Source organism: Pseudobutyrivibrio xylanivorans (assembly GCF_008935055.1).
In the GTDB taxonomy this organism is placed as follows: Bacteria; Bacillota; Clostridia; order Lachnospirales; family Lachnospiraceae; genus Pseudobutyrivibrio; species Pseudobutyrivibrio xylanivorans_A.
In genome coordinates this window covers 2,221,122-2,232,217 of sequence record NZ_CP043028.1, presented here as the reverse complement: position 1 = coordinate 2,232,217, position 11,096 = coordinate 2,221,122, and the positions used below count along the sequence as shown (strand labels likewise).

Sequence of the window (11,096 nt, the reverse complement as noted above, 5' to 3'; positions counted from 1 at the left end):
GCAACCAAGCGCAACAAAATTCCTTGTTACAGCTACAAGCCCTAAAATCTCTCTGCTTGACTAGATGTCCTGCTAGAGAGATTTAGGAGCTTGCAGCTTACAAGGAATTACCCCTTAACTGATCCAGATAATCCTTCTACGTAGAATTTCTGCAACCATATAAATAAAATTACAATAGGTATTGCTACTATCACTGCACCCGCAGCGAACTGTGTATAGTATCTGTCGATACGTCTGAAATCTGTCAGCCAGTATAAACCTACTGCAACTGTATATGAGCTCTGCTTATCTCCGAACAGCATACTTGGGAAAATATAATCTGACCAAGCTGCAAGGAAATTTACAAGTGCCGTATATACGATAATTGACTTTGAAAGAGGCAATGTAATGTGAGTAAAAATCTGCAAGCGTGATGCCCCATCAATTATTGCCGCTTCATCAACAGCTCTTGGGATAGTATCGAAAAAGCCTTTGCTAACGTGATATCCCATTGCTGCTCCAGCTGCACTTACGATGATAAGTGCCACAAGCGACTGATTAAGTCCTATTCCCTTAAGGATGTTATAAACTGCAATCAGTGACATAAATCCTGGGAACAAACCAATAATCATAAGCACATTCATAAATGCTTTTCTTCCTGCGAACCTTGTACGGCTCAAGGTAAATGATGTAGCAAGAATAATCAGTGTGTTTAATACACATCCACAGATAGCTACTATGAATGTGTTTAACCACCATTTTCCAAATGGTATTACACTGTCTTTTGCAAACAGTTTAGTGAAATTAGAAAGTGTAAGTCCCTTAGGGAAGAAATAACCAACATAATATCCCTGCTCTGCACGAAGTGCTGTAAGTAAAATCCAGAGAATTGGAAACATCCAGATTATTCCCATTATGGTAAGGATAATGTAGCCAGTGTTGGTTTCATTCACCTTCATAACAAAGATTAATGTCAAAAAGGCAAAAATCAAACCACCAAAATAGCCTGCTCCAAGGTCTCTGTTTAAAAATCCTGATGCCAGCCCAGCCTTTTCGACTATTGTTTTTGTTGAAAACAATAAGATTGTGATTGCCACTGTGTTAACTGCCTGAATGTACTGCCATATCTGTACTTTCACCTTTGATTTTGAGATTAAATTCAAAATAACAAATGCAAAAGATAATATCGTAAATACGATAGTTCCATAGACCACTACATTGAGTCTGCTTGCCTTCTCTGCGTCAGCTAACAGTCCTGCTATCTTAAAAAAGCTAAACTTATCTCCATTTAGATTCACATAAGGCAAGAATAAACAGATAAACTGCAATACACCAAACAAAACTGCCCTTGTGAAATATTTTATATTTAGTCCAATAACCGCCTTTTTCATCAGCTGAATCCCTCCTCATTCTTAAGTGAATTCGACCTTGAAAATGAAATCAGGGTGAAAATCGCTGAAATAACAAAGATAATAATTCCAATTGTTGCCGCCAGATTAAAGTCGTTACTATCCTTAGTCAGCTTGTACAACCAGGTAACTAAAAGGTCTGTCTTTCCTGCACCCTTGTAGTAATCAAGTGTGTGTGGTTCACCTGCTGTCAGGAAGTAAATAGTGTTGAAATTATTAAAGTTGCTAATCAGGTTTGAAATCAGATATGGAGTAGTTACAAACCACATATATGGGAAGGTAATCTTCCTAAACATGGTCACAGGTCCTGCTCCATCGATTCTAGCTGCCTCATATAATTCCCCTGGAATATTCATTAAAATGCCGCTTACCATCAGCATTGTTACCGGAACACCAATCCAGAAATTAACAATGATTACTGAGAATCTAGCCCAGGTAGCATTTGATAAAAATGGAAGTGATGTACTTGTAAATCCCCACTGCTGAAGAAGCACATTGAATATTCCCTTTTCACCTAGCATAGTAGCTACTACTCTAAGTGAAATAAAACCTGGTATTGCCATTGTGAAAACAAATATCGTTCTCCAAAACTTTTTAAATTTAATACCCTTTGAATTAATAATCATTGCCAAAATCATTCCACCAAAATAGCAGGTGAATGTAGCTGCAAATCCCCAGATAAGGGTCCAGCCAAGAACAGGCCAGAATGTAGATGCCAGTCTGTCTCCTGTTGAAAGCAATGTTATAAAATTCTTTATTCCTACCCAGTCAAAAAGATTTCCTGGTGGCTGATGATTCTGATCGTAATTTGTAAATGCCATCAAAATCATATACAGAAGTGGCATTACCGTAAATACGATAAGACCAACCACTGGAACACTGAGTAATAGAAATCTAATGTTATTATTTGTAAGACTTCTTAAATCCTCTAAAAAATTATTGTTATGCTTGCCAGCCATTGCTCTATCTCTGGCAGCCTTTCCAGATGAAACTGAAAAGAATCCAATTGATAAAGCTACAATTGAAATGACTATTGTTATTACTCCGTACAGGAGAATAAGCATGGAGTTATCTCCAGCTGTCATTTCGTATATTCCAATTTCCTCATTGAAATTCATACCCTGCAGTTTATCACCGAGAGTTATTAGCTGGGCGAGATTTCTCGCCCCACTAATAATCATGAAGAGTATGTATGAAATTTCTAATGAAAGAAAAATCAAACCTTTAACTATCTGTCCGTGAATAATATTTAAAAGTCCCCAGACAACATAAGATAGCTTTGTATATAATTCTTTAATCATAATCGCTTCTTCTATTCTGTAAGAGTTCCTGTAATGCTATCAACTAATGAATCAAGCTGAGCCTGAAGATTAGCTGATGTGATATCGCCATAGTATATTCCTTCTCCAAGAGCCTTCATAGGATCCCAGTAATCACCCATCTTTGGAATGCTTGGCTGATTTGTCGCGTAGGATGCCTGCTGGTTAAGTGCCTTAGCTACGAAATCAGATGAGATTGCTTCGCTTGAAGCTAATGACTCAAGTACTGGAATATCGCCCTGATTCTCATATCTTGTAAGGCTGTTTTCTGGATTTCCCATAAATACTGCAAGCTGCTGTGCTGCAAGTGGATACTGTGTATTTGACTTAACAGTGATTGTCTTGAAATCTACGAAGTTTGAAAGCTGAACCTTGTTGCCTCCGATTGTAGCTGTAGGAAGTGCAACTGCTCCAAGCTTGTCTCCAAGTGCCTCTCTAAATTCTGGTGCTGACCAAGCTCCCGATGTGATAGCGCCAAGGTTTCCTGCCTTGAATTCAGAACCACCTGCTCCATCTAAATCTTCGATGTACTTAGGATTCTCTACAAGGTCAACAATGTACTGTCCGGCTGCAAGACCAGCCTCGTTGTTGAATGTGCAATCTGTTGCATCCTTACCGTCATCACCGAATAATGTACATCCATTTCCAAGGAAGAACATCTCTGAGTACCATGAATCAGTGATGTGTGTACTGAAGTTGTACTTTCCATCTCCTAAATCCTTAGCCATGATAGTATCCAGATCCTTCACCTCTTCTTCTGTAAGAAGATCTTTGTTGTAATACATAAAGAATGTGTTTGGTGAAAATGGAACTGCATAAGTGATGTCATCAACTGTAACTGCATTTAAAGCACTCTCTGGAAGCTCATCCTTGATTGTCTCGTAATCCTTTGTGATAGGAAGAAGAAGTCCTTTTCCTGCAAGATCAGCTACACCGCCTGATGGTGTATAGAAAATATCTGCTGCAGTATCAGCATCTGTATCAAGTGCCTGTGGCGCCTCGTCAATACCAACTACTGCAATCTCATAAGTGATATTGAATTCATCGTGAATCTCATCAAACTTTTTTACCATTGCATCTGTAATCTCTACCTCTTCCTCAGGTACCCAGATCTTAAGTGTGACATCCTGTGTCTCTCCTTCCTGAGCTGTAGAAGTTGCAGCGCTACCCTCGCTACTTCCGCTGTTGGCTCCACAGCCTGTCACTGTGCCTGCTACCATTGCTACTGAAAGCATAGTAGCTACTAATCTTTTCATTTTCATTCTTTGTTCCCTCCATACCTTTTGTGGTTTTGCGTTTAACTCCTTTTGGAGAGTTAAACATTTCTCTTCATTTGTTTCTTTGGGTTTGTTTTAGGTTAATCGCTTAACTAAAATATAGTCATCGAACCCTAAATCGTCAAGGGGGATTTTAGTACCATAAAAGTGTAGTAGTTAGAGAGTAATTAACTCTAACTTCTGCACTTATTTTTTTATAATAAGGGGAGTAATTGGTCTGACGTGGGGCTTTTTGGATTAATCATCCGCAATAAAAACCGTTAACCAACCCCTTATTATAAGCATTCGATTAGGCAGGTAGGGAGCGACACCCGCGTAACCAACTAAACTGAATGGTAATAAGTGCGGTTGGAACAATTACTAAATTTTATGTAGAGGGAGGTTTAGAATGATAAGCGTAGGTGTTGATGTTTCTAAAGGTAAAAGTACTGTATGCGTTATGAAGCCATACGGAGAAATTGTATTAAAACCGTTTGAAGTACAGCATACAGAAAGTGAGCTCAGCGAACTTGAGAAGATGTTAAGGAAGCTGGATGGCGAAGTAAGATTGGTTATGGAAGCCACAGGTGTATACCATTTGCCATTGCTAACTTTTTTTCTTGAGCGTGGGTATTTTGTGTCGGTAATAAATCCATATGCCATGAGAAAATATGCTAAAGATAACAGCATTCGTGGCGCTAAAACAGACAAATTGGACTCAATTGTCATAGCAAACTATGGTATTGAAAAATGGTATAAGCTTCAAAACTATGACAAAGATGAGGCTATATATGCTGAGCTTAAGTTGCTTGGGAGACGTTACAGATTCTATATGGAACTACACATTAAAGCGCTTCAAGAATTAACTCATATGTTAGATTACACAATGCCAGGCTTAAAAACTAAATTTAATAGTTGGGATGAAAAGAATAATAAAGATAAACTTAGTGATTTTGTAGAACGCTTCTGGCATTATGACCTGATTATCGGAATGAGTCGTGATGATTTTGTGGTGGCCTATTGTGAGTGGGCTAAAGAAAAGAAATACCAAAAGAGCCAATCAAAAGCTGAAGAAATATATGAATTGGCATCTAATGGTATTCCTACGTTATCTTCAAGTACTCCATCTACAAAAATGTTAGTACAAGAAGCTATATCTGTGTTGAGAGCAATTGATGATACCCTCAATACAATTCTAACACGAATGAAGGAACTTGCTAAGAGTTTACCTGAATATTCTACTGTTAGAGCAATGGGTGGGGTTGGTGATGTATTGGCACCTAAGTTGATTGCTGAAATTGGAGATATAAGAAAACTTCATAGCGCAAAAGCACTTATTGCTGTTGCGGGAATAGATCCTCCTCCATATGAATCAGGACAATTTGTAGGTTCAAACCGGCGCATAACGAAAAGAGGTTCATCAACGCTACGAAAAGTAGGGTATGAAGTTATGCGAGTGTTGAAGAGTCACCCTGAACCAGAGGATAATGCTGTATACAATTACATCCTGAAAAAGGAAGCTGAAGGTAAAACAAAGAAACATGCAAAAATAGCAGGTTTAAACAAGTTTTTAAGGATATATTATGCAAGAGTAAGTGAAGTGTATAAATAGAAAAATATAGTTAAAGGCTGGTCTACCGCCAGCCTTATTGTGATGCAATTAATTATTTAAAAAGTATATTTGAAATTCATGCTTGATTTTTGTTAGCAGGTTTTTATTTTGTGATTAATTGACAAAAAGAGCCCAATTTAATTTGGCTAAAAAACACAAAAAAGGCTTCCCCAAAAATGGGAAGCCTTAAACCTCATCCGTCAGCTACGCTGACACTTCTATTCACTTATATCCTTGACTGACTGGCGTTCTATCAGCTGCACTGGCAGATGCAGATCCTCGCCACCATCCTTTTCTCCCTCAAGAATCCTAAACATTCCTTCCACAGCTGCCTTAGCCTTGGCAGCGAAATCCTGAGAGATTGTAGTAAGCTTAGGTGTCATAAATTCACACTCCGGTAAATTATCAAAACCTACCACGGAAATATCCTCCGGCACCTTAAGACCACACTGCTTTATTCCTTCCATTACACCAAAGGCAACCACGTCAGACATAGTGGCTACCGCAGTGTATTTCTTCTTTGCCAGCATTACATCCAAGCCTACGCTTACTGCATTTTTGTAAATAGTATCTACCTTGAAAATATCATCCTCAGTAAAATCTATATCAAGCTCCTTCAGGGCTGCAGTAAAGCCCAGATATCGCTCTCTTACTACTCCTGCCTCATGATAGTCAGGGCAGACTAACGCTATATTTCTATGCCCCTTTCCAGCCAGATATCTGGCAGAAAGATATCCACCTCTATAGTCATCCAGACCAACATTAACTGTATCCTTGATGTCTGAATATGTATCAAGAAATACTACAGGCGCACCCAGAGCGTCCTGTATTTCTGCCACATCCTTTTCCATTACACCAAGGAAAAATGCTCCATCCACATTCCATGAAGAAAGCAGAGGTATTACCGTCCTGCAATCTGGAACACATCTTAACATCAGATAATAATCCCTGTTTCTTACAAAACGCTCGATGGCAGCCACCATGCGGGCATAGTATGGGTTCATGAGGAAATCATCCTCAGCCCCGATATATGGAACCACAAGGCCCAGAATCTTACTCTCCTTTTTAGCCAGAGAGCGGGCCATGGCATTTGGCTTATAGTCTACTTCTTTGATGATTTTTTCTATTTTTTCTCTGGTTTCCTGAGAAACCTTGCTATTGTTACCATTTAGAACATTTGACACTGTAGCGGTACTAACCCCGGCAAGTGCCGCAATATCTTTTAAATTCATCTTTATTTCCCATCCTTAGATTAAACGATTAACCACTTATAACTATAAGCCTTTTACTAATTAAATGTCAATTAATTCACCTACATTAACTCAAGCAAAGCATCCTTAACCATCAGGCTAATATTTGCCCCTGAAATCCACTGCTTTAACTCATCCATAGACTTACAGCTTCTGACAGCATCAAAGGTTCTCTCCTTTTCCAAGATATCCATCCAGCCATTCTCAAGGATAGAAAAAGCTGCCTGCTCAATATCATTCTCCACTTTAAGCTTTCCTTCAATTTCCCAGATATAGTCCTGCTGAACTGGAATCTCAGGAGTAACATGGTTCTCCACTTTTCCTTCCAAACCAATAACCTGTATTTCGTATATACGTTTTTCTGGAATAAGTGCAAGATTTCCCTCTGCCCCATGGATTACTACTCTTGTCACACCCTTTTCAGGTATATATTCTGTAGTGAATTTCGTGGTGACAAAATCTCCATTCTCAAAATTCTTACTACAACCATCATCCTCAAACATGATAAACTCACCATTTTCTCCAGCACCGATAAGAAGCTTCATACTAGCTGGATTACTTACATCATTTCCTACGTTCAGTGATAATGGCACAATTCCACCAGCCTTAATAAGAACTGGAATAGAATCAATAGTCCTGTAGAGATTTCTTCTGCCCTCTGTATATCTGTAACCTGTAAAAATGTCGTACCAGACGCCCTCTGGAATAAGCATATTTGCCTTTGACATACGAAGATTCTCATCTGTCTTTTCAGTAATTGCTCCTACCAAGAGATTATCTCCGAAGAAATATTCATTGCCCACTTCATATGCATCCCTCTTATCGTTTATACGATAATACATTGGCTCCAAAAGCATCTGACCATCAGTGTACATCTTGTAATTCATGGAATAGATGTATGGAATCAGCTGATGACGAAGGCGCATAAACTCACCCATAACTCTTCTATAAGGCTCAGAAACATTCCATGGTTCCTTATTGAAGAATGGGCTGCAGCTGCTGTGAAGTCTCATAATTGGTGAGAATACACCAAACTGAATCCATCTGATAAGACGCTCCTCATCCTTTGTGCCCATCATGTGGCCTCCGATATCATGGCTCCACCAGCCGTATCCAATGTTTGAGGACAACGCTGTGAAATAAGGCTGAAAATCCAGACTCTTCCATGTGGCTACAGTATCTCCTGAAAATCCCACTGGATATCTGTGACTTCCCACACCGCCATAGCGTGAAAAAATCATGCCACGTCGATTGTCTCTGTTTGAATCCTCATAGTGATAATGGTTCAGAAGGAATAATGGATCTACAGCATTTTCCTCGCCAGTACCCTGCTGCCAGTCAATCCACCAGAAATCCACACCATCATCCTCATAAGGATTCATTACTATATCAAAATAAGCTTTTCTAAATTCAGCATCTGAAAAATCGAATTCAATTGGTCTTTTGCTGGCCGGATCCACTCCCAGTCTCTTTGCCATCTTTTCATACATAGACTCAAATGCTCTGATTCCATCAGCCGGATGTAAATTAAGTGTTGTTGCAAGTCCCCTATTTTTTAGTCCCTTCAAAAATCCCTTATGATCTGGAAATAAATCCTTATTCCAGGTATAGCCTGTCCATCCCGTTCCGTACTTTGGATCAACATTTGTAACATGCCAGTCCATATCCAAAACTGCCACTGAAACAGGGATATTCTCCTGCTCCATTTTATCTAAAAGCTGATTGTATTCCTCTGCTGAATAGGCATAATAACGGCTCCACCAGTTACCAAGAGCATATCTTGGAAGCATAGGTGTCTTTCCACATAGTGTAAAGAAATCCTTCAATCCTCCTCTGTAATCTTTTCCATATCCAAAGAAATAAAGATCATGCCCTTTATTTTCTCTTGCTACAAATTCTCCATCAATCAGCAATGCACTGTCACTGTCATCAAGGACAGCAAAACCCTTTTCTCCGAAAATACCATATTCAAGACAGACACCACCATCTGCGTTATCAAGTGTACGAGCAGTGCCGTAAAGATTTCTGTCAGAATTACCATATACGATGCTATAATGCCAAACCTCACCACTTTCCTTTAGCTCTATCGTCAATCCATCTGGTGAGAATTCTTTGCCATCGTATCTAAAAATCAAATCATCTGTCTCTAAAATAAGGAGCCCATCCTTGTGAAGGGTTGTGTACTCCACCTTTGGAAATGATCTGTTCACCACCATCTGAGTTGGGGCATCAACAAAATCATAATCAGCCTGGTACTCCATTCGAATAAGTCTGCTGGTAAGCACAGTTATCCTATATTTATTTCCAATTGTCATCGTCGACCTCTCTCTACTACATAAAACTATAATTACAGAGCTCGAACCTTTTGTTGGGATAAAAAAAGATAAAAAAGAATTTTAGACAACAAAAGGTTTTCGCCATAATAAGCGAAAACCTTTTAACCCATGTCCGTATTATACGTTGCACCAAATCTAATTGCAACTATTATTTTACAGAGATGTAAATTTCTGCGTTGTATCGTTAAGCTGTTCAGTAACCTCTGTGTTCCTGTCCATTGCCTTGAAAATGTTCTTTATACCAGTAACAATCTCGGCGGAATTCTCGGCACTCATTGTAATTGCTGTAGAGCTTTCCTGTACTGAATTTGTAATTGTATCAACAGAATCTACCATGTCTTTCATGATTACATTCAAGCTTTCTGCCTTCTCCGTAAATTCTGTAAGCATATCATTCATAACCTCAGCTGTGTGACCATACTTTTCACCAGTATCTACGAATTCATCGTAATCTCCTATTACGGTTCCATTGATGAATTCAAGAACCTCTTCTGCATTGGATGCCAATGTCTTTACAGCTGCTGTTACTTCACATGCAATTTCTTGAATTGTGGCTGCTGTCTGCCTTGAATTTGCTGCCAGCTTACTGATTTCATCAGCGACAACTGCAAAGCCCTTTCCTGCCTCACCAGCGCGAGCCGCCTCAATAGAAGCATTAAGAGCAAGAAGATTTGTCTGACTGGCAATGTCCAAAATGTCATCTGTAAGGTCACTAATCTGACTAACCTTCTCAGAATCCTTAACTGATTTTTCAAGAGTAGCTGAAAGCACCGACATTTTCTCGCCTACATCTGCCTTCTTTGTATTTACCTTAACCTGAAGGTCATCAGCTTCAATCTTAATTTCATTTGCTGTCTGTGCGCCTTCCTCAGCCTGATTTGTAATCTTTTCTGCTGCTACCTTTACGTCCTCAACGCTCTCATTAATCGATGCAAGAATGCCAACAACTGACTCCATATTGGCTGAAAGCTCTTCAAGTGCGGCTGAAGAGCTGGTCACATTATCATCTGCAATCTGGAGCTGAGAATTAACCTCCTCAGAGCTTTCCGTAAGAACAACAGTGCCGTCCTTAACATCCTTCATGATTCCCTGAAGGGTTTCGATAAAATGATTAATACCATTTTTGATATATAAAAGCTCTGACTTTGTTTTTGTATTTACTCTTGCTGTTAAATCACCCTGTCCCTTCTGGATATTATCAATAATATCATTTACTTCTGCGCTCATGGACTTAATGCGTACAACTACTGTCCTATAAGTCATAAAGAAATTGAAGATGATAAGTATAATAAAAATACCAATACCTATGGCAGCAACTACATTGCCCCGCTTAAGAAGATAATTCATATTTGCCTTGGTATCTGTGGAATTTTTCTCGATTGCCTCATCCAAAACCTTTGTGGAATGGATAATAGCAACCTTCTGTATCTCCGCCTTATCAAAAAGTATCGTATATGCGTTTTCCTGATCACCAGCATCACACTTTTCAATAGCCTTATCGATAAAAGCACACATTCTGTCATATTGAGATGATATTTCCTGAAGCTGCGCTGCTGCCTCCTCATTATTATATGCTGCAAAATCTGTATTAAGCTGCGAAATATCTTCAGCTATTGTTGACTTTGCAACCTCAATCTGAGGTAAGAGTGCTTCCTGAGTTTCAGCAGAGCCTGAGGCTATATAACCTGTAACCTGGTCGTATAAGGACATGATATCCGTTTTTAGATTTGCATCATGTCTTGTCAGGTTCATCATGGAATCAAACATCTCAACACTGGTGCTGGTAGAAGTGTTCATAGAACTCATAATAAGACCCATGACAATCAGAAATGCTACCAGCATTCCCACATTTAAGAGAGATATCTGTACGATTATTGAATGAATGCCACCTACTTTTACGTCTCCGTTATTCTTACTCACAACAAACACCCCCTT

Annotated in this window: 7 protein-coding genes; 1 reads left to right on the top strand and 6 read right to left on the bottom strand. The window is 39.2% G+C overall.

The window, feature by feature from the left end:
- Positions 1-107 precede the first annotated feature (107 nt).
- From FXF36_RS10065 to FXF36_RS10055, 3 genes are read right to left on the bottom strand one after another with little or no spacing between them, the layout of a single operon-like run.
- Positions 108-1,370, bottom strand: coding sequence for a sugar ABC transporter permease (locus tag FXF36_RS10065; RefSeq protein ID WP_202880047.1), 1,263 nt, complete (start codon positions 1,368-1,370; stop codon positions 108-110).
- Complete coding sequence (locus FXF36_RS10060; protein ID WP_151623723.1) at positions 1,370-2,689, bottom strand: carbohydrate ABC transporter permease; 1,320 nt, start codon at positions 2,687-2,689, stop codon at positions 1,370-1,372. Before FXF36_RS10060 ends, FXF36_RS10065 begins: the two co-directional genes overlap by 1 nt.
- 11 nt (positions 2,690-2,700) lie before the next feature.
- A complete protein-coding gene (locus FXF36_RS10055) occupies positions 2,701-3,969 on the bottom strand; it encodes an extracellular solute-binding protein (protein ID WP_151623721.1) in 1,269 nt (422 codons plus the stop codon).
- Positions 3,970-4,372: 403 nt separating this feature from the next.
- On the opposite strand from FXF36_RS10055, the gene FXF36_RS10050 reads away from it, so the two are divergent.
- On the top strand, positions 4,373-5,575 hold the full coding sequence (locus FXF36_RS10050) for an IS110 family RNA-guided transposase (RefSeq protein WP_151622368.1): 1,203 nt from the start codon (positions 4,373-4,375) through the stop codon (positions 5,573-5,575).
- Positions 5,576-5,793: 218 nt separating this feature from the next.
- Here the strand turns inward: FXF36_RS10050 and FXF36_RS10045 are convergent, their stop codons facing one another.
- The 3 genes from FXF36_RS10045 to FXF36_RS10035 form a co-directional block, all read right to left on the bottom strand.
- The gene (locus FXF36_RS10045) at positions 5,794-6,807 is read right to left on the bottom strand and encodes a LacI family DNA-binding transcriptional regulator (protein WP_151623719.1); all 1,014 of its coding nucleotides are present in this window, start codon (positions 6,805-6,807) and stop codon (positions 5,794-5,796) included.
- Between the two features lie 80 nt (positions 6,808-6,887).
- On the bottom strand, positions 6,888-9,140 hold the full coding sequence (locus tag FXF36_RS10040; protein WP_151623717.1) for a glycoside hydrolase family 31 protein: 2,253 nt from the start codon (positions 9,138-9,140) through the stop codon (positions 6,888-6,890).
- Positions 9,141-9,314: 174 nt separating this feature from the next.
- Positions 9,315-11,081: a methyl-accepting chemotaxis protein gene (locus FXF36_RS10035; protein WP_167511355.1), complete on the bottom strand. Its 1,767-nt coding sequence runs from the start codon at positions 11,079-11,081 to the stop codon at positions 9,315-9,317.
- Positions 11,082-11,096 lie beyond the last annotated feature (15 nt).